The sequence below is a fragment of the Microvirga splendida genome (assembly GCF_016427565.1).
GTDB classification, from domain to species: Bacteria; Pseudomonadota; Alphaproteobacteria; order Rhizobiales; family Beijerinckiaceae; genus Microvirga; species Microvirga splendida.
Window position 1 is genome coordinate 58,875 of the sequence record NZ_JAELXT010000009.1, and the last position, 18,830, is coordinate 77,704.

The following is an 18,830-nucleotide window of genomic DNA, read 5'->3' on the forward strand; positions in this document are numbered from 1 at the left end:
ATGACGGAATCCCTGCAGCAGTGCCAGGATGCCCTATTTTGGGTCTCGGCTGGCGTTGCCTTTCAGGAGACCCTCATTATGGGGCGAGCCGGGACCCGGACCAGAAGCAAGGGCGCCAATAAAGACCGCAGGTCTTTATCTATTGGGCATCCGTTTGAGGACGGCGAAGGGAATTTCGCCCATCAGGTCCGAGACTTTCACCCGGTTCCGGTCGATGCCGATCTCATCGCCTGTTATCACGTTTATCCAGCGGCCCCGGGTCAGCTCAACGCTCGTATCGCCCCAGATCGCGGCATCGACCGATGGTTCGCTACCCTCTGTCAAACCGGCCCAGAGACGCGGAACGACGACGGCAAGGGCGTCCGTTCCATGCCGCCTGACATAGCCAATGAGGCGGTGCGCGTGAGCCCCCTGGGTTTCCAGGGCCCGATAGTTGCCCTCGGCATAAAGCTCCGGCGACTGGGCTCTGTCGCGCAACAGTGCGGCAGTGACCTGCTGCTTGATGCGCCCATCGATCCAGTTCCTCATCAAGGCTTCGAGAGGCTGACGCTGGTCCAGAGCCTTGATGCGGGCGGCGTAATCCACGGGGCGCCGGTTGTCCGGATCGACCAGCGAGAAATCCCAGAACTCCGTGCCCTGGTAGATGTCGGGCACGCCCGGCAGCGTCATCTTGAGCACCGTGCGGGACAGGCCGTTCAGCATGCCCAATGAGGAGAGGCGCCGGGCCAGAGTGCCGAAACGTTCGCTGAATGGGCTTTTCGGATCGAGCACGGCTCGCAGAAGCCCGAGAGCAGCCGCCTCATAGGCTTCGTTCGGATCGACCCAGCTCGTGTGCCGCTTGGCCTCCCGCAACGCCTTGGTGAGGTAGCCCTCCATCCGTTCCTGGAACGAGGCGAGCTTCCTGCGATCGGGCTTCTCCAGCAGCTCCAGCGGCCAGGCGCCGAGGAGGGCCTGAAGCAGGATGACCTGATCGTTCACATCGGGCGCAGGCATGCCATCGACGTCGGACAGGTGGGGTGAGGCCACCTCCCGCCAGAGTTCGAGAGCCTTCGACCACTCGTCGGGCATTTCTGAAAGGGCAAGAACCCGGGCTCGTGCATCTTCGCCACGCTTGGTGTCGTGGGTGGCGGTGGCGATCATGGCATGAGGCCAGTTCCGGGCGCGATCCTCGTTCAACCGATGGAAGACATCCGGTGGCAGGCCGAAATGGCCGGGGTCGCCACCCACTTCGTTCAGGGCGATCAGGCGGCCATACCGATAGAAGAGCGTATCCTCCAGGCTCTTGGCCATGACGGGCCCGGTGAGCTGCTGGAACCGGCGACGGAAGCGGCGGACGTCGTCAGGATCGCCGGCTTGAGCCCGGCCGAGAAGGGCCGAGGCGATGAAGTCGTGCACGCTCCTGTCGGGAAGGGCGCTGGAGGTCTTGGCCGCCTCGACACTCTCTTCGATGAGGCGCACGTCCTCGTCGACAGGCGTGCCGTCCCTCAGGTAGCTGCGATAGACCGGGATGGTCGCGATGATCTCCACCAGAGCCTGGCGCAGGGCAAAGGACGTGTAGTCGCGCGTAATGCGGCTGGCGTCGGCGATGGTCTTGACGTCGGAGACCAGGACGCCGAGTTCGCTGGCGAAGTTCTTCTCGGTGATCTCGACCTTGGCCTGCCTGAGGAGATCCTCATAGGATCCCTGGAGCCCGGAGGCCTCGCGGTAGATCCGCTCGAAGGCTTCCCCTGACTGCGTGTCGACCAGCACGCCGTCGATCACGTTGAGCACGTCGTAACCGGACGTGCCGGCGACGGGCCATTTGCGCAGTTCCTCGCCGGGTTCGAGAATCTTCTCGACCGCGACGAAGAAGCCGGGGCCGACCTTCTCCTGGAGGGCGTGGGCATAACCCTCGGGGTCGGCAAGCCCGTCGATGTGGTCGATCCTGAGGCCATGGACACGACCCTCGTCCACGAGCCGGAGGATCAGCTCGTGGGATTCCTCGAAGATGTGCGGGATCTCGACCCGGATGCCGGCCAGGGTGTTGATGTCGAAGAAGCGGCGATAGTTGATGTCGCTCGATGCCACGCGCCAGAAGGAGAGGCGGTAGGCCTGCGCTTCGAGGAGGCGGTGCAGGGCATCGAAGCTTTCCGGATGGCCCGCAGTGCCGTTGATCACACCGAGAGCTTTGTCGATGGCTTTGCGGAGGTCCGGAGCAGCAGCAATGACCTCGCCCAGTTCGCGTTTCAGGCCTTCCGCTTCCTCCGCGAGGGAGGTGGAGTCGTCTCTCTCCGCCTGCTCGCCCAGCGACCACAAGCGACCGTTCAGGTTTCGCAGGGGGGCGGCTTTGGCCGGATTGCCCAGGTTCGCGAGCGCCAAGTCGAGGATTGCCGGATAGGTCGTCGGGCAGACCGGGAAGCGATGCTCCCAATGCCACACGCTGAAAGACCCCTCCTCGGGATCGAACTTCAGCTGCAGCTCGCCTCTTTCGAGGACCTCGCCGTAGAGGCCGCTCAGCGACGGGATGATGAGCTTGCCGTCGGCGCCGGGGCGGTTCCAATCGATATCGAAAGCTTCCGCCACGGGAGAGAGACGTCCCCATTCCAGAACGGAGAGCCACCAGCCGTTGGATTGGCCGCCGACGCCCATGTGGTTCGGCACGATGTCGAGCAGCAGCTTGAGGCCTTGCTCATTCAAGGTGTCGGAGAAGCGTCGGAACGCTTCCTCCCCGCCGAGCTCCGGATTGATCACGGAATGATCGACGATGTCATAGCCGTGAGTGGAGCCGGGAGCAGCGGCCTGAATGGGCGAGGAATAGACATGGCTGATGCCGAGCTTTGCGAGAAACGGCACGATCTTAACCGCATCGTCGAAGGTGAAGTCCTTGTGAAACTGCAGGCGGTAGGTGGCGCGCGGCGGCGGGGCCGCGAGGGTGTTCCGGCGGCCCCGCACGTCCCGGCCTTCTTCGGCAAGGACGACCGCCAGCTTCGCCAGCAGGCTGCCCGGCGCGGCGATCTCCTCGACCGTGTTCGACAACCGTCGACGCCAATTGGGATGGCCCACATCCATGCCGGGCAAGTTGGGCTGGTTCAGTTCGCCGGACGCATCTTCGATCTGCACGGCCGTGAGCACGGAGGAGGTGCGGGCGAGGTAACGGATGGTTGCTTCCAGGGGAGGCTCTTCCGGCACCTGAGGCGAGGGCAGGAGCCCTTGCGCCGCGAGCGCTTGGGCGAATTGGACTTTGTCCTCCTTGCGCGCGGCGCGCTCCCGGTCGGAGGTCTTCGGGTCGAAGACGCCGAGGGTCTGGCGCAGGTCGACATCGAGGCCGCGCCACCAGCCGGCGAGGGTCGGCAGATCGTGGGTGGTGATGACGGCGAGTGCCGAGCGGGGGTATTGGTCCGGCTTCTTGAACGCGGATCCATCGCGCTCGAAGGGCAGGACCCGGTAGCTGAGAACGCCCGAGTCCATGATCGCGTCGGAAAATCCTTCCGGTGCCGTGCCGAGATCCTCCGCAATCACAAGGCAGCCCGCGCGGTGGCTCTCGATGCGCAGCACCGCCAGCATCGCCTCGAACGGGTAATCCACGTAAGCGCCCTGCGAGGCCGGGGCTCCGGACGGGATCAGGAACAGGCGCTGAATCTGAAAGGCGTGGTCGATGCGGATGGCGCCGGCGTGGCGCATGTTGGCGGTGACGAGATCGCGGAAGGCTGCGAGGCCCTGCTCCTCCAGGGTGAGCGGGTTGAAGGGCGGCAGGCCCCAATCCTGCCCCTGGGGCCCGAGCGGGTCAGGCGGGGCGCCGATGGACAAGTTGGGCGCATAACGCTCCGGCGTCGACCAGATCTCGGACCCACCGCCATCGGACCCCACGGCAAGGTCGCGATAGAGGCCGATGGGAAGTCCGGCGGCATGGGCCCGCGAGGCGGCCTGCCCCAGTTGACGGTCGGCGAGCCATTGCAGCCACGCATGGAAGGCGACACGCTCCGCCTCCTGCGACCGGAAGCGCCTGACCTCATCGGAATGAACGGACCGGAAGGCCTCGGGCCACTCGCCGGACCAATGGAGACCCTGAGCGCGCAAGTGCTCGGAGAGCGCCTCGAAGGTGGCGTGCGCCTCCAGCGCTTCGCCGCCCTCCTGGCGGAAAGCGTCGAAGGCGGCATGGTCTCCCGAGGCCTGGAACCAGGACCAGAGGGCATCCAGGATAGGGCGCTTGATGGCCCAGGCCTCAGCATAATCGATGAGCGAGGCAGCCCGCAGTTTTGCGAGACGCTGCTGCACGTCGGAGGCTTCGAGAAGCCGCTGTGCGCCGCTCTCGGCAAAACCCTCCACGGCGGTCGGATCGACATAGAGGGGCTCGAGGAACAGGCGCGAGGACGGGGAATAGGGCGAGATCTTCGAGCGATCTGCCGCAAAGAGCGCGTGAACGGGGCTGAGGCCCAGGAAAGCACCGCCGAAGCGTCCGACGCCCTCGGCCGTGAGCGCCACGTCCGAATAGTCGCCGATGCCGAGGTCGCGCTCCGAGCGCAGGGAATAGACCTGCGCGGTCAGTCCCCAGAGCCTTGCGTCTCCTTTCAGGGCCTCGGGCTCCCAGCACCGGTCCGGCGCGGCGATGATGGTTGCCTCCTGAGTACCCAATCCAAGTCTGTGATAGCCCATGGGGAGCGGCGGCAGATCGAGAGTGCGGCTGCTCTTGGTCAGTCGCCCCTCGTGGGTTGCTCCGCCTTCCTCTGTCAGCCTCCAGCCCGTTGCCCCAGCAGGGGCACGAAGCCTGATCTTCGCAGGCGTGCCGGCTTCCACGGGGATGACCGCCGGCACCGGGCCTTCCTTCAACCGCTCCAGGCGCTCCAGGCTTTCTTGGGCTCCCTTGGCGGATGTGACGTCGAGCCCAAGGGCGGCGAGCAGGGCCTCCCGGGTTTTGGAACTTGTCTGGACTCTCTTGCCGAAGGCGTCGGTATAATCAGGGGAAATGCCGACGAGCGCGGCCATCCGCTCCATCAGAGCGTTCAGCTTGCTCATGCGGGCAGGCCCTTCATGACGATGGCGGACCAGGGAGCAAGCCGAACGCTCTGGCCCGCGGGGGCGAGGCCTGGGCTCGACCAGAGCACGCGAGCGTTGTCATCCATGGTCCCGTTGACGGCGACATCGCCGAAATTGGCGAGCAGCCGAAGCGTTCCGGCGGAGAAGGTCCAGGTCACGTCGAGGGTCTTTTCCTGAGAGATTGAATAGGTGGAGCCGCGATAGGCACTCTTCAGCAGAGGCACGATCTCCGCTTGCCTGAGATCGAGCAGGCGGCGGGTCTGCGAGAGAACCTCCCGGTAGGGCGATTGCTCGACCTCCGACCAGTCGATCCTGGATCGCTCAAATGTCGCGCGATCCGTCGGATCGGGGATGCGCTGGGACATTTCCGGGTCGGTGAAGGCCTTGAAGCGCTTGAACTCGCCGCGGCGCCCGTCGCGCACGGCCTTTGCAAGGTCCGGCTCGCTCTCGAAGTCGACGAAGAACTGGAACGGCGTCGAGGCGGCCCATTCTTCGCCCATGAACATGAGCGGGATATGCGGCGACAGAAGGAAGATGCCCTGCGCGAGCGACAAACGCTCGGGCGGGATCAGATGCGACAGCCGTTCGCCGAAGGCGCGGTTGCCGATCTGATCGTGGTTCTGGAGGAAGGACACGAAAGCGGTGGGAGGAAGATGCCCTGAGGGCTCGCCGCGGACGACGCCATCCTTATGCGGGGACGGATCGCCCTGGTACGCAAAACCTTCCGCGAGCGAGCGCGCCAGATGCTCGAGCGGCCTGTTGGCATAATCCTCATAATAACCTTCGTTTTCGCCGGTCAGCAGGGCATGCCACGAGTTATGGATATCGTCCGCCCATTGTGCCGTGTGGAGCGGCGGTTTCCCGTCCGCATCGCGTCCGAGCCAGCGCGCCTGGTTGGCCTCGTTCTCGAGCACCAGATGAATGTGACGGTCGGGAATGGACTGGCGGATTCTGTTTGCCAGTTCCTCGATGAAATGGGGATTGCTGTCGTCGACGATGGCGTGCACGGCATCGAAGCGCAGACCGTCGATGTGAAACTCTTCCAGCCAGTAGAGCGCATTGTGGAAGAAGAAGTCGCGCACGATGCGGCCGCCTTCTCCATCCACATTGATGCCGGCCCCCCAGGGCGTCGGATGGCGCTCCGTGAAGAAGGTCTTGGCATAAGCGTGGAGATAATTTCCCGAGGGGCCGAAGTGGTTGTAGACCACGTCGAGGAAAACCATGATGCCGAGCGCGTGCGCACGCTCGACGAGCCGCTTCAGGTCGTCCGGGCTGCCATAGGCGGCATCGGGGGCGTAGGGCAGGACGCCGTCATAGCCCCAGTTTCGCCGTCCCGGAAATTCGCCGAGCGGCATGAGTTCGATGGCCGTGATGCCGAGATCGCGCAGGTTTTCGAGCTTGGCCATAAGCCCGGCATAGGTGCCCTCCGGCGTCACCGTTCCGACATGGACCTCATAGAGGACAGTTTCTTCCCATGGCCGTCCCATCCATGAGGTGTCGGACCATCGATATGCACCCGGGTCGACCACGAGGCTCATGTTGTGGACGTCGTCCGGCTGGAACCGGGAAGCGGGATCGGGCACCACGAGATTGCCGTCGATCCTGTAGCCGTAACGGCTGCCCGGACGGGCATCATGCGAGACGACGCGACACCATCCTTCATCATCCGCCGTCACCGGGATCTCGGCATCATCCAGCACAAGCCGAACGTCGCGGGCAGTGGGAGCCCAAAGGGCAAAGCGAATGCCATCGGGGGTTATCTCAGCCCCATAGGGCATGGAGTGAACGCGCCGCATCGGAACTCCGGAAAAGCAAGGGGAGGCACTTGCGAACGAGCATTGCAGGGCAATGTTCCGGCGGGCGAGAAAAAATACTGCCAAGCTCGCTCCGCAGGCGATGGACCGTCACGACATTGCAGCCAAGCTGGCCGAAAGGGTTAGTCAGAAATTTTCTGAAATTTCTGCGGAACCATCCTAAGGGTCAGTGAGTTAAAAGCCCGACTGCCTATGGCGCGGGGGAGTCGATGGGGATCGCGCCTCTGAGCTAACATGCTGGATTCATCGCAACTGGACTCCGTTTCGGGTGTCTCTGCCCTGGCGCATGCCGAACTTCTGAGCGGCTCCCAGGCGTCCGTTTCCATCAAGCGCCGTCAGTCGATCCTTTTCGTCACATCCGAGATTGCCGATTACATCAAGGCCGGAGGCCTTGGTGAGGTGTCGGCGGCATTGCCGCGCGCATTGCGCCACCACTACGACGTTCGGATCCTTATCCCCGGCTACCGTCAGGTTCTGTCGCAGATCGGCGACGTGGAGGAGATCGCCCGGCTGCCGGCTTCATTCGGCATCCCGGCCTGCGGCCTCGGACGCGGCACCACGCAGGACGGCCTGACGGTTTACGTGCTCCTGTGTCCGGAACTCTACGACCGCGAAGGCTCGCCGTATGTCGACAGCTTCGGCGCCGACTGGAGCGACAACGATATCCGTTTCGCCCGCCTGGGCCTTGCGGCGGCCGACATCGCCTGCGGAAACGGCGACCCTCTCTGGCGCGCCGATCTCCTGCACCTCAATGACTGGCCGTCGGGACTCGCGTCAGCCTATCTCGCGTGGCGCGGGCAGCGCATTCCGACAATCCTGACGATTCACAATCTCGCCTATCAGGGGAATTTCGATCGCGGCCGCTTGTCCCATCTGGGCATTCCCGATGCTGCCTTTCAGATCAACGGCGTCGAGTTCCACGGCAAGCTCTCGTTCCTGAAGGCGGGCATCTACTACTCGTCCCACATCACGACGGTCAGCTCCACCTATGCCCAGGAAATCACCCAGCCCGAATTCGGCTGCGGTCTCGACGGTCTCCTGAGGACCCGCGCCGAGGAGGGATGTCTCGACGGCATCATCAACGGCATCGATGCAAGCTGGGATCCCAGCACGGACCCCTACCTGGTCAGCCGCTTCTCGGCCGAGAACTTCCGAGGCAAGCGTGCCAATGCCAACAATGTGCGCAGGAATTTCGGACTCGAGCTGTCCTCCGGCCCGCTCTTCGCAGTGGTGTCGCGCCTCGTGCACCAGAAGGGCGTGGACCTTGCCATCTCGGCGGCGGAAACCATCGTGTCTCAAGGTGGGCAGATTGCCGTCATCGGCCAGGGAGAACCCCGTTTCGAGGCCGAGCTGAGAGCCCTGTCCAGCCGTCATCCCGGCTCCGTCGGGGTGAAGATCGGCTATGACGAGGGCGATGCCCGTCGCATGTATGCGGGCAGCGACTTCCTGCTCATGCCGTCCCGGTTCGAGCCCTGCGGCCTCAGCCAGATGTATGCGCAACGTTTCGGCTCGCTGCCGATAGCCCACAAGACCGGTGGGCTGGCCGACACGATCGAGGACGGCGTCACGGGCTTTCTCTTCGGGGAGCCCTCGTTGAACCGGTTCAAAGATGCGATCAGACGAGGACTTGAGACATTCCGCTCGAGATCCCGTCTCACGACCATGCGTCGCGCCGCGATGAACAGGCCTCATGGCTGGGACCGTTCTGCCTCCCGCTATCAGGAGGTCTATGAGCGCGCCTGCCAGGCGGCTTTGGCCTAGACCGCTCCAGCTCCGCCTGCGCGGTTCCCTCCATCTGTCGTCCATGTGGTAAGGCAGCGCCCGAACAGTCACCCTTTCCAGGCCCGGAAAGCAGAAGCCCGTGGCTGCGGTTGCAGCCACGGGCTTCTGTTGTGTTAACGCCAGATCAGGCCGGGTTAGTCCTTGCCGCCGCGGCCGCCACCCTTGCCGTTGCCGTTGCCACCGGCATTGCTGTTGCCGCCACCTGCCGGACCGTCCGCATCGGTGCCGTCACCGTTGTTCGAGTTGCCGGGGTTGGACGAGTCGTTGCCGTCGGGGTCGTTGCCGTGACCGTTGTTGCCACGGCCGCCGCCATTTCCGTTTCCTCCAGCGTTCCCGTTGCCTGCCGGACCGTCCGCATCGGTGCCGTCGCCGTTGTTGGAGTTGCCCGGGTTCGACGAGTCATTGCCGTCGGGGTCATTGCCATGGCCGTTATTGCCATTGCCGCCGCCGACACCACCCGTGCCGCCACCGTTGCCGGTGCCGCCGTTGCCTCCGGTACCACCATTTCCGCCGGTGCCACCGTTACCGCCGGTGCCACCGTTACCGCCGGTTCCACCATTGCCGCCGGTTCCACCGGTGCCGCCCGTCCCGCCGGTGCCGCCGTTGCTGCCAGTCCCGCCGTTTCCACCGGTGCTGCCATCATCGCCATTGCTGCCGGTACCACCGTTGCTGCCGGTGCCGCCAGTTCCACCCGTGCCGCCGGTTTCACCCGTGCCCGAGTTGCCGCGATCTGCAACAGCACCGCCACGGCTGGGGCCTCGCCCGTCATTGACGCTGCCGGGGATGCCAACCACAGGGTTTCCAGCGCCCGGAGCGATTGCCGGATTCCGGTTGATCGCTCCGGTGGAAAAGTCGCTCTGATCCCGGTCGTTGAGGCGATCCATTCTGCGGAGGGCCTGGGGACGCACGGCGCAACGGCAGACTTCCTGACCTTGTACGACGTGAAGGCGGCAGTTGGTGTACATGGATGGATTGGCAACAGCCGGGATGCACTGCGGCCCAGGCCCGATGTTCTGGGCAAGGGCAGGGGAGCCGACAGCGAGGAAGAGGGCTGCGCCAGACAAAGCAAGAGCGTGCGAGCGCTTCATGTGTTCACCTACATAATTAGCCAATTGTGATGTTTAGCTGCCTTAGAGCAGCCTGCTTGGCTAATAGACGCATGTATATGGATAACGTTCCTGAGATCTGACAAAAATCTAATCTCTTTTTCAGGGGAACTTTCCTGCGGCGTAGGCTATATTAGGTTTTTATGGCTCTGCTTGCGGGCGTTATTGCTGAGTTGTTCGCTAGGTAAAGCGTGGCTATTGTTGCTGAGTGCTAGATCATAGGACGATCTTCAGCAATCTATCGAACCCGGTAAGCCTCGGCCATGGTTCGGATGCTGTCGAGCTTGGCCGCAAAGAGGGACCAATCGTCCTCAGCGGCAATCGGGTTCCAGATCGTCTCCACCTCGTCGACCAGCATGGTGCAGGGCGTGGGACGCTCGAAATAGGGATGCTCGTGGTTGATGTCGGGAGACGGCAGGAAACCATCGAGCCTTGTCCGGAAAGCCTGGAAGGACTCGTGCACATAAAAGCTTGCTGAACGGCTCCTCTGCGCGCGTTCGCTGCTCAGGACGCCGCCATACCAGTCAAAGAACGTCTGCTCGAATGGAGCGCGGGTCTCGTGAAGGAAGGTCCATAGATCCTTCGCCAAAGCCCCGTCCTGCTCGTAGCCTTTGGACTGGAGCCCGAGGCGGCGCAGGATGGCGTGCGCGAACTCCCGGTGGAGTGCGGGTTCGAAGGAGGCGAGCGCCTGCTCCAGCAGATCCTGAGAGGCCAGGGGGAGCAGGCACTCCGCCAGGCGATAGAGGTTCCAAAGCAGCGCATCCGGTTGCCGTCCGAAGGCATAGAGGCCGGTCTCGTCGAAATAGGCTGCCGTGAAGCCTGGATCGTAGTGAGGCAGAAAGCGCCACGGTCCGTAGTCGAAGCTTTCTCCCGTGACATTGATGTTGTCGGTGTTGAGCACACCATGCACGAACCCTGCGGCCATCCACTGTGCGCCCATGCGGGCGACGCGCCGGCTGACCTGCTCGAGAAACGCAGCCGCTCGCGCGGGCTCCTCGTCGCGCCAGGTCTCGGGCAAGTAGGCTCGAACCGTGTGGTCGAGCAGCCTGCGGATGTTGTCGACCTCGTTCAGGTAGAGGAATCGTTGGAACGTCCCGATGCGAATGTGGGAATGGCTGAGGCGAACAAGGACGGACGACCGTGTCGGGGACGGCTCGTCGCCTCTCTCGAGCTCCTCGCCCGTTTCGATCAGGCTGAAGGTTTTGGAGGTTTCGACGCCGAGGGCCTCCAGCATTTCGGTTGCCAGGATTTCCCGCACACCGCCCTTGAGCGTGAGCCTGCCATCCGCATGGCGCGACCACGGGGTCTGGCCGCTTCCCTTGGTTCCGAGGTCGAGAAGCCTTCCATCCTCGGCATCCTTGAGTTGAGCGAAAAGGAAGCCGCGCCCGTCGCCGAGATGCGGATTGTAGGTTCTGAACTGGTGGCCGTGATAGCGCAGGGCCAGCGGCTGCTCGAAGCTTCCGGGCAAGGGTTTGAAGCGGCCGAAATGGTCGATCCATTCCTGATCGCTCAGAGCATCGAGACCCACACGGCCTGCCCAGCGCTGATTGCGATAGCGCAGGATGTGCTGCGGAAAGCGTGCCGGCTCGACGGCATCGTAGAAGGAGGGCCCAAGTTCCTCGTGGTGCTTCGAAGCGGAAAAGGCAGGCGAGTAGGACATCCAGGCAATCCGGTTCAACCCATGATCAAGTCGAACGAGGCTGAATTGTTCAGCCGTTCGGCCGTGGCGACCATACGCGGGCTGCACCGCTCAGGTGGCCTTTTGGCCAGAATCAATGGGCCGAACATAAAAGGATCAGAATTGCTACAACATTTCAAATGTGAATGACGGAGGCGCATTCCGGCGCTGGATCGAAAAAAATTTCGTAAGAAACTCGACTCTGAAATCGCTTTGGTTACCGGGCGTTCGGGCAGGTTGCTCAAGCACCTTCACCCGGCGTTCGGACGATCTCATGCTTTAGTCTATTGGCGACAGCGGCAGCGTCTCCTAAGCTTTCATCCAACGAAGCAATCGGGAGGCGGATCCATGGCATTGAGAGATGTGCTGAGCCTTTGCGGCCGGGTAGGCTTGATTGTCGCTGCGTTCGCGTTCGTCGCCGGGATCGTTGCCGGGCCGATCCTCGAGAAGATTTTGTATTCACAGATGACGGTGACGGAGCGCAGCACCCAGCCCCTGCTGATTCCAGTCAATGATTCCTCCGAGCGGCAGGTCGGACAGCCGGGCTAACGTCTTTTTAGAGATCGGTGGGGCATAACCCACCTCATCGCCGATGCAGGCAGGAATGCAACTCCATGTTCGGGGAAGCGCGATGAGCCGCGACACGCTCTTAAGACAGGAAATCCGCTATTCGCTCGGCTACATCCGCAGCATGATCAACAATTATTCCGGCCTGTATTCGGGCGAGAACCTTGCGCGCGACGTCTTGCGCTTCTGCGACGAGATGGCCGGCTCCGGAGCATCGCATCCGCGCCTGCAGGAGGCGAGGCGTCTGGTGGAGGAACGCTGCAGACGGCTGGCCCAGGACACGGATCGCTTCGCCCTGCGCGATCCTGCCTCGATCGCAGCTTCACGGGCCCAAGCCATGGCCGCCATCGACATGCTTCAGGATGTGGTGTTCGAATGGCGCAGGGCCCGCATGCCTGTGCCGTCATCCGGGCGGCTGCTGCGCAGGAAAAGTTCGTAAGAGAGAGGCGCGCCAGGCCTCGATCGTCTCAGAGGCGCTTTGGCTTGATGGATGCGGTGGCCGGCACGTCGACAGCCTCCGGCTCGGGGACGGACTCATTCCTCTGCATGTCGAGCCCATAAACGTCGCTTCGGAAGTGAACCATGCCGTCGGCCGTTGCGTACCCGGTCAGGTAAACCCACGCCACTGGAACGGGCTTGTCGAGCCGAATGTCCTGACGCGCCGTGCCGGCGATGGCCGTATCGATCCCGGCTCTCGTCCAGGGGCCTGACGGTCCGCTGGTTCCACGCAGCAACCATTCGGCGAAATCACCCACATCGGCGACACGAACGCAGCCCGAGGAATGAAAGCGGATGTCCTGCGCGAAAAGCTGCTTCTTGGGCGTGTCGTGCATGTAGACCGCATGCTTGTTCGGCATGTCGATGCGAATCTGGCCCAGCGAGTTGATCGCGCCTGGATCCTGCCGCAGCGTGTAGTTGACGGCATTCTGCGTCGTCCAGTCGATCGCCTTCGGATCGACCTCCTGTCCCTTCGCATCCAGGATGCGGATCTTCATCTTCTGCAGATAGTCCGGATCCTTCCGAACATGCGGAATGATGTCCTTCTTGATCAGGGAGACCGGCACCGTCCAAGTGGGATTGAGATTGACGGCCGTGACGCGGGTTTCGACACTAGGCGAGGGCCTGTCCGTCTTGCCGACGATGGCCACGTAGCGCCGCGCGACCTGACCCTGCTCGACAGCCTCCACGGCGGCCGAGGGAATGTTGACCACCACGTATCTGTCCCCGAATGAGAACGTGGAGCTTGCCAGCCGTTGTGCCGATGCGGTGAGCTGGCGATGGCGCGTTGCCGCCGAGACGTTGAGCGCCTCCAGTGTCCTTGCCCGCACGGCGCCGGATTCCGGCAGTCCATGTCGCGCCTGGAACTGTTTGACTGCGGTGGTGAGAGCGGCGTCGAAGGTCGTGCCGCTCGCCAGTTCGCGAGCAAGATCTCCTTCGGCGATGAGACGCTGCCGGAGAACCGGAACGAGCGGTCCCTTGTCGCCGGCTTTCAGGGTGGTGCCGTCAGGAAGCGAGGGCCAGCCTCCGGCCTCCGAGATGCGCTTGTAGGTCCAGGCAGCCCGCATCGTATTGATGAAGGTGCCGGCGTCCATGGTCGGACGGGAATCCTGCGAGATCGTCGCCACCGGGATCTTTGCTGGCGATGCCTGCGAGCTGGATTTGATGATGGTCGGAGCTGCAGCTTTCTGTCGCAGCTCAGGCTCAATCGACGGCGCAGGAGGGCTTGCCGGCTGACGCGCCGGAACGGTCGCGGGCACCTGTTCAGAGGCCGCCCATGCGTCGTTCAGGCTGCCCAGTGTCGAGCAGGAAAGAAGGAACAGGCTCAGGCTGACGGTGAGGCGTGTCGCATTCCGATAGGTCATTGCAGGACTATGGCCGAGGATGGTTTACAAAATGCTGCCCCGGCAGGGCGAAGCGTTCTGCAACTGGCTCTAGGGCCCGAGCGTTGTCTTCGCCTCAGCCCTCTCGCCCGACGAGTTCCTCCATGCGCGTGAAGCCCGCCCCCTCCCAGGACATCCGGCGGATCGATCTCACCTTGCCGTCATCCATCGGCCTCCATGCGGTTCGCCTCATCGAGCAGGCTGCCGATGCGGATCAGGGGAAACTCATCTATGTGGCGGAAGGCGAGAACCGGGCCGAGCAGATGGCTCGAGTCCTGAGGGGCCTGGTTCCGGACCTCGATGTTCATCTTCTGCCGCCCTGGGACTGTCTTCCCTTTGACAACACCTCGCCGTCACGGGAGGCAATGGGGCGGCGCATGTCCGTGCTGCGACGCATGAATGAGCCGTCGAAAGGGCCACGGCTGCTGGTCACGAGCAGCGCCGCCGTCATTCAGCGCGTGCCGCCGCGAAGCATCTGGAAGCAGGCCTGCTTCCATCTCACGACGGGCGATGCCTTCTCGCAGGATGAACTGGAATCCTACCTCCTGCGTGCGGGGTACATCCTCGACGAGCGCGTGGACGAGCCGGGCGAGGCGGCTATCCGCGGACAGGTGATCGACATCTTTCCCGCGAGCAGCCCCTTGCCCTACCGCATCGAGCACGATGGACAGATCATCGCCGCCATCCGCTCCTACGATCCCGTTTCGCAGCGGACCGAAGCGGAGGTTGAAACCCTTTCCCTGGATCCCGCTTCCGAGATCCTGCTCAAGAGAGCAGCCGACGGCTCAGTGCCGGAGCACCTCGACGGAATGGAGCACCGGCTGCCGGAGCACTATGCACCCCTCGAAACGATTTTCGACTATTGGCCGGGTGTTCCCGTCGTGATTGCTGCTGGGGCTGAGGAACGGCGCCGGCTGATGATGGAGCAGATTGCCGATGCTTACGAGAGCCGCACGTCCCTGCGCGGCGATGGAAGCGGCAGAGGATCTGCGGTGTCTCCCGAGCGGCTGTTCATCGCCGATGAGGAATGGCAGGAAATCCTGGGTGAACGCTGTCTGACAATCATTCATGCAGCCTCCGAAGAGGAGGCGCAGCGTAACGCGGTGCCGCGTTTTGCCGCTGCAGGAAAACCGGCCCGCGCCCTCGCTAGCTTCATCGAGGCGCAGCAGGGCAAAGATCGGAAGATCGTGCTGGCGGCTGCCACCAAGGACGATTTGAACCGCATGCGGCGCCGGGTTCAGTCCCTGCCACTCAGCCCGACAACCATCGAGCGCTGGAGCGACGCCGTTGCGGGGCCACCGAAGGGGGCGTTCGCCCTTCAGGCCGATATCAGGAGCGGGTTCATCGACGAGCGCCATGGTATCGCTGTCGTGACGGCCGCCGATGTTCTGGGGAGCCGCGCGTCGAGCGGGGCTGAGCAGGAGGTCAGGTCGACGGCCCATCAGTTCACTGACATGCAGTTCCAGATCGGCGATGCAATCATCCACGTCGATCACGGGCTCGGACGTCTGGAAGGGACCGAAATCGTCGGCACAGGCGACGAGGGAACGAGCGATACCGTTCGGCTCATCTATGCGGATGACACGACCCTCATGATCCCTGCAACGGATATGGGCCGTGTGTGGCGTTACGGCGGCATGTCGGAGATGCTGCATCTCGACAAGCTGAAGAGCGATGCCTGGATCGCAAAGCTGGCTGGGATCGAGACGCAGATACGCGAAACCGCCGAGCGCCTGGGCAGGCTGGTCGAAGCCCGCGAGGCCGTGAAGCTGAAGCCGCTCGTGCCTCCAGTGCGTGAGTACGAACGGTTTGTCGCGCGCTTTCCCTTCTCGGAGACGCCGGATCAGCTGCGGGCCATCGAGGATGTTCTCGACGATCTGGCCTCAGGCCATCCCATGGACCGGCTCATTTGCGGGGATGTCGGTTTCGGCAAGACGGAAATCGCCCTGCGTGCGGCAGCTGCCGTGGCCTTGTCGGGCCAGCAAGTTGCCGTGATCGCGCCGACAACGGTTCTGGCGCGCCAGCATGTGCGCAGCTTCCAGAAGCGATTTGCAGGGCTCGGTATCGAGGTCGCACACCTGTCGCGCCTCGTGACGGCATCGGAGGCACGGGCTGTGAAGAAGGGATTGGCCGACGGATCGGTGCGGATCGTCATCGGCACGCATGCCCTGGCTGCCAAGGGCGTGACGTTCAAGGATCTTGGCCTTGTCATCATCGACGAGGAACAGAGGTTCGGTGCCGCCCATAAATCGAAGCTGCGGGCGATGGCCTCACGCGGGCACGTGCTGACGCTGACCGCAACGCCCATTCCGCGCACGCTGCAATCGGCCCTGGTGGGCTTGCAGGAGCTGAGCATCATCGCGACGCCGCCGGCCCGTCGTCAGCCGATCCGCACATTCCTGACGGAGTTCGACCCCGCGACTCTTCGCCAGGCCCTCATGCGCGAACGCCGGCGCCGCGGACAAAGCTTCGTGGTCTGCTCCCGTGTGGAGGACATGGAGCCGATGCGCGAACAGCTTGCAAAGATCGTGCCCGAGCTGAAGGTTCTCGTGGCGCATGGCCAGATGCCGCCGGCCGAGACGGACGACGTGATGGTGCGGTTCGCTGATGGCGAAGGCGATATCCTGCTTGCCACCAACATCATCGAAAGCGGTCTCGATGTTCCTCGCGCCAACACCATGCTGGTGTGGCGGGCCGACCGCTTCGGCCTGTCGCAGCTCCACCAGCTTCGCGGTCGCGTGGGACGCGGCCGCATTCGCGGCACCACCTATCTGCTGACGGAACCAGGACAGAAGGTGCCGAAAGCGACGGAAAAGCGCCTGCGCACGCTCGAGGCTCTCGACCGGCTCGGCGCCGGCTTCGCCATCAGCGCCCAGGATCTCGATCAGCGCGGGGCCGGCTCCCTCCTCGGCGAGGAGCAGGCGGGGCACATCAAGCTCATCGGGGCGGACTTGTACCAGCACCTGCTCAAGCGCGCCCTGCGCGGAGAGAGCTATGCGGACGATTGGACCCCTGATCTCCACATCGGCCTGTCGGGCACCGTTCCGGCCGAATACGTGCACGAACCCGAGGTGCGGATCAATCTCTACGCCCGTCTTGCGCGCGTGGAAGGCTCCGAAGCGATTGAGGATCTCGAGGAGGAAATTGAGGATCGTTTCGGGCCGGTGCCGGAGCCTTTAGGAAATCTTCTGCGCCTCACGAGCATGCGGCAGATCTGTCAGCGCCTGGGGATTGCCCGCATCGATGCCGGCCCTCAGGCGATTGCCCTGAGCTTCAGGCCGGGAGCTGTCGAGAAGCTTCCCCTCCAAGATGCGATTGCGGAATCGCAAGGGACGCTTCGCTGGAGCGGCGACCGTCTGATCCTCGCCGTCGCCGAGGATCAGGCCGGGGAAAGGGAGCAGCACATCCTTGACCTTCTGTCGCGGCTCGAACAGTGAGGCAGCGATGCCGGTCGGCTTCGCCACGAACGGATCGCGCCTGTAAGACTTATCCCTGAAAGCGACTTTCAACGTGAGGAGCCGATGACTTCGGAGGAAATCAAGGAATTGAATGCAGCACGGGAGAGCCTCGTGAAGCGTCGCAGGGAGATGGCCCGGCAATTGTCGGAGGCGCCGCTCCCGTCCGTCGAGATGGCTGAGGAAATCACCAAGATCCTCGTTGCGATCGAGGCCATGGACCGGGCTCTGAACGAGGCGGGCCATCCCTACATGAGCCAGGGCGTGGTCGATCAGCTCAGGGCCGAGGACTAGATCCTAAAACTTTATTCGCCCGATAACATCGAACCCTGAAGACGCTCGTGGCCTGAGCACGAGCGCTTCGCCCTCGCTCGGAAAGACCCCGGTCAGGGCCGTGATGTTGACCTGATGGGTCACGAGCACGAGAACGCCGGTCGAGTCCCAGCCTTCTATGATCCGGCGTGCAGCCGCCGTCTGGGAAGGCTCCTGCTCGCGCCCTGAAAAGAACGAATCCAGCGGCGGAGCCGGCTGGGCTAGGGCACCGAAAGCAAGACGCGCCGTGTCCAGAGCGCGGCACCAGCGGCTTGAAAGCACGCGCTCGACAGGCACCTGCCGGCTTCTAAATGCATCTCCGATACGCTGCGCCTGCTGTCGGCCCTCCTCGGAGAGATTGCGCTGCGTCGAGCAATCGTCCAGCTGAAAATTGGCCGGGTCGCCCGTTCCCGGTGCACGGGCGTGCCGAAACAGCGCCACCGTGCCTCCCTGCCGCAAGGCCTGCCAAGCTTCTTCCGACGCCTGAACAGGGTGCATCCACCCCGCCATCGCGATAATGATCAGAGCCACCGCCAAGGGCATGGAGCGCCTTTCCATCATACGGCCAAGCTGCCTCATTGTTGTCTCATAATGCGGGCCTACAATCTGCCAAGACAAAGCAGAACCGGAGCGGATCTACAGCTCCGGCGAAAGCCGGCAAGTGGCACAAGGGGCAGTTTCAATGATTTCCATCGCACAAAGAGCGGTGCTCGGCTTGGCTGCCGGCCTGATGATCCTGTCGGTTGCACCTGCACAGGCGAAACCCGGTCGCTCCTTCGTGCTGACGGCCGAGCGGATGGCGCAGCTGCAGCAGATCAACAGCCATGTGAACAACACCATCCGTGAAGTCTCGGATCTGGAGCAGTATGGCCGCGAGGACGTGTGGGCGCTCCCGACCAGCGGCAAGGGCGATTGCGAGGACTTCGCGCTGCTCAAGCGCAAGATGCTGATCGAACGCGGCTGGCCTTCATCCGCGCTCTCGATTGCTGTCGGTGCCACGGCGCAGGGGGAGGCGCATGCGGTGCTTCTGGTCTCGACCGCCCAGGGGCGTTACGTCCTCGACAACCTCACTTCGTCGATCCTCAGCCCTGAAGGAACAGGCCATGTATTTTATGCAAGGCAATCAGGCCGCGCATGGATCTCGGCTTCGGGCGAGAAGACCAGCGAGCCTGTAGCGGATCTGCCGGTTGCGCAGGTTGCTTTCCGGAAAAAGCGCGGCTGAG

12 protein-coding genes are annotated in these 18,830 nt (G+C 63.4%); 6 read left to right on the forward strand and 6 right to left on the reverse strand.

The window, feature by feature from the left end:
* Positions 1-135: 135 nt before the first annotated feature.
* Together JAO75_RS11105 and treZ are read right to left on the reverse strand one after the other, a co-directional pair.
* A complete protein-coding gene (locus JAO75_RS11105; RefSeq protein WP_199049191.1) occupies positions 136-4,992 on the reverse strand; it encodes a malto-oligosyltrehalose synthase in 4,857 nt (1,618 codons plus the stop codon).
* Positions 4,989-6,809: a malto-oligosyltrehalose trehalohydrolase gene (treZ, locus tag JAO75_RS11110; RefSeq protein ID WP_199049193.1), complete on the reverse strand. Its 1,821-nt coding sequence runs from the start codon at positions 6,807-6,809 to the stop codon at positions 4,989-4,991. The genes JAO75_RS11105 and treZ overlap by 4 nt, the downstream gene beginning before the upstream one ends.
* Before the next feature lie 252 nt (positions 6,810-7,061).
* Between treZ and glgA the strand changes: the two genes are divergently transcribed.
* Complete coding sequence (gene glgA, locus JAO75_RS11115; protein ID WP_199049195.1) at positions 7,062-8,588, forward strand: glycogen synthase GlgA; 1,527 nt, start codon at positions 7,062-7,064, stop codon at positions 8,586-8,588.
* A 155-nt stretch (positions 8,589-8,743) separates the two neighbouring features.
* Here glgA and JAO75_RS25185 read toward each other — a convergent pair whose 3' ends face one another.
* Together JAO75_RS25185 and JAO75_RS11125 are read right to left on the reverse strand one after the other, a co-directional pair.
* Entirely contained in the window at positions 8,744-9,697 is a 954-nt protein-coding gene (locus JAO75_RS25185) for a hypothetical protein (RefSeq protein ID WP_199049197.1), read from the reverse strand.
* 256 nt (positions 9,698-9,953) lie between these two features.
* Positions 9,954-11,375 carry a protein adenylyltransferase SelO gene (locus tag JAO75_RS11125; RefSeq protein WP_199049199.1) on the reverse strand — a complete coding sequence of 474 codons (1,422 nt, stop codon included), beginning with the start codon at positions 11,373-11,375 and terminating at the stop codon, positions 9,954-9,956.
* A gap of 366 nt (positions 11,376-11,741) precedes the next feature.
* Here JAO75_RS11125 and JAO75_RS11130 point away from each other — a divergent pair, with 366 nt between their 5' ends.
* Both JAO75_RS11130 and JAO75_RS11135 read left to right on the forward strand, forming a co-directional pair.
* Complete coding sequence (locus JAO75_RS11130; protein ID WP_199049201.1) at positions 11,742-11,942, forward strand: hypothetical protein; 201 nt, start codon at positions 11,742-11,744, stop codon at positions 11,940-11,942.
* A gap of 82 nt (positions 11,943-12,024) precedes the next feature.
* Entirely contained in the window at positions 12,025-12,399 is a 375-nt protein-coding gene (locus JAO75_RS11135) for a hypothetical protein (protein ID WP_199049203.1), read from the forward strand.
* 28 nt (positions 12,400-12,427) lie between these two features.
* On the opposite strand, the gene JAO75_RS11140 is transcribed toward JAO75_RS11135, so the two are convergent.
* Positions 12,428-13,585 carry a L,D-transpeptidase family protein gene (locus JAO75_RS11140; RefSeq protein WP_343234598.1) on the reverse strand — a complete coding sequence of 386 codons (1,158 nt, stop codon included), beginning with the start codon at positions 13,583-13,585 and terminating at the stop codon, positions 12,428-12,430.
* 359 nt (positions 13,586-13,944) lie between these two features.
* On the opposite strand from JAO75_RS11140, the gene mfd reads away from it, so the two are divergent.
* Positions 13,945-17,277, forward strand: coding sequence for a transcription-repair coupling factor (gene mfd / locus JAO75_RS11145; RefSeq protein ID WP_199049207.1), 3,333 nt, complete (start codon positions 13,945-13,947; stop codon positions 17,275-17,277).
* Between the two features lie 84 nt (positions 17,278-17,361).
* Positions 17,362-17,589: a hypothetical protein gene (locus JAO75_RS11150; protein ID WP_199049209.1), complete on the forward strand. Its 228-nt coding sequence runs from the start codon at positions 17,362-17,364 to the stop codon at positions 17,587-17,589.
* A 3-nt stretch (positions 17,590-17,592) separates the two neighbouring features.
* On the opposite strand, the gene JAO75_RS11155 is transcribed toward JAO75_RS11150, so the two are convergent.
* Positions 17,593-18,186 carry a histidine phosphatase family protein gene (locus JAO75_RS11155; protein ID WP_246742459.1) on the reverse strand — a complete coding sequence of 198 codons (594 nt, stop codon included), beginning with the start codon at positions 18,184-18,186 and terminating at the stop codon, positions 17,593-17,595.
* 103 nt (positions 18,187-18,289) lie between these two features.
* On the opposite strand from JAO75_RS11155, the gene JAO75_RS11160 reads away from it, so the two are divergent.
* The gene (locus JAO75_RS11160; RefSeq protein WP_199049210.1) at positions 18,290-18,829 is read left to right on the forward strand and encodes a transglutaminase-like cysteine peptidase; all 540 of its coding nucleotides are present in this window, start codon (positions 18,290-18,292) and stop codon (positions 18,827-18,829) included.
* Position 18,830: the final 1 nt, after the last annotated feature.

Excerpts from the sequence above, each read along its gene's own strand:
- treZ (WP_199049193.1), bottom strand. The coding sequence starts at position 6,809 with ATGCGGCGCGTTCACTCCATGCCCTATGGGGCTGAGATAACCCCCGAT.
- JAO75_RS11160 (WP_199049210.1), top strand. The coding sequence starts at position 18,290 with ATGATTTCCATCGCACAAAGAGCGGTGCTCGGCTTGGCTGCCGGCCTG.
- mfd (WP_199049207.1), top strand. The coding sequence starts at position 13,945 with ATGCGCGTGAAGCCCGCCCCCTCCCAGGACATCCGGCGGATCGATCTC.
- JAO75_RS11125 (WP_199049199.1), bottom strand. The coding sequence starts at position 11,375 with ATGTCCTACTCGCCTGCCTTTTCCGCTTCGAAGCACCACGAGGAACTT.
- JAO75_RS11155 (WP_246742459.1), bottom strand. The coding sequence starts at position 18,186 with ATGAGGCAGCTTGGCCGTATGATGGAAAGGCGCTCCATGCCCTTGGCG.
- JAO75_RS11130 (WP_199049201.1), top strand. The coding sequence starts at position 11,742 with ATGGCATTGAGAGATGTGCTGAGCCTTTGCGGCCGGGTAGGCTTGATT.
- JAO75_RS11135 (WP_199049203.1), top strand. The coding sequence starts at position 12,025 with ATGAGCCGCGACACGCTCTTAAGACAGGAAATCCGCTATTCGCTCGGC.
- JAO75_RS25185 (WP_199049197.1), bottom strand. The coding sequence starts at position 9,697 with ATGAAGCGCTCGCACGCTCTTGCTTTGTCTGGCGCAGCCCTCTTCCTC.
- glgA (WP_199049195.1), top strand. The coding sequence starts at position 7,062 with ATGCTGGATTCATCGCAACTGGACTCCGTTTCGGGTGTCTCTGCCCTG.
- JAO75_RS11105 (WP_199049191.1), bottom strand. The coding sequence starts at position 4,992 with ATGAGCAAGCTGAACGCTCTGATGGAGCGGATGGCCGCGCTCGTCGGC.
- JAO75_RS11150 (WP_199049209.1), top strand. The coding sequence starts at position 17,362 with ATGACTTCGGAGGAAATCAAGGAATTGAATGCAGCACGGGAGAGCCTC.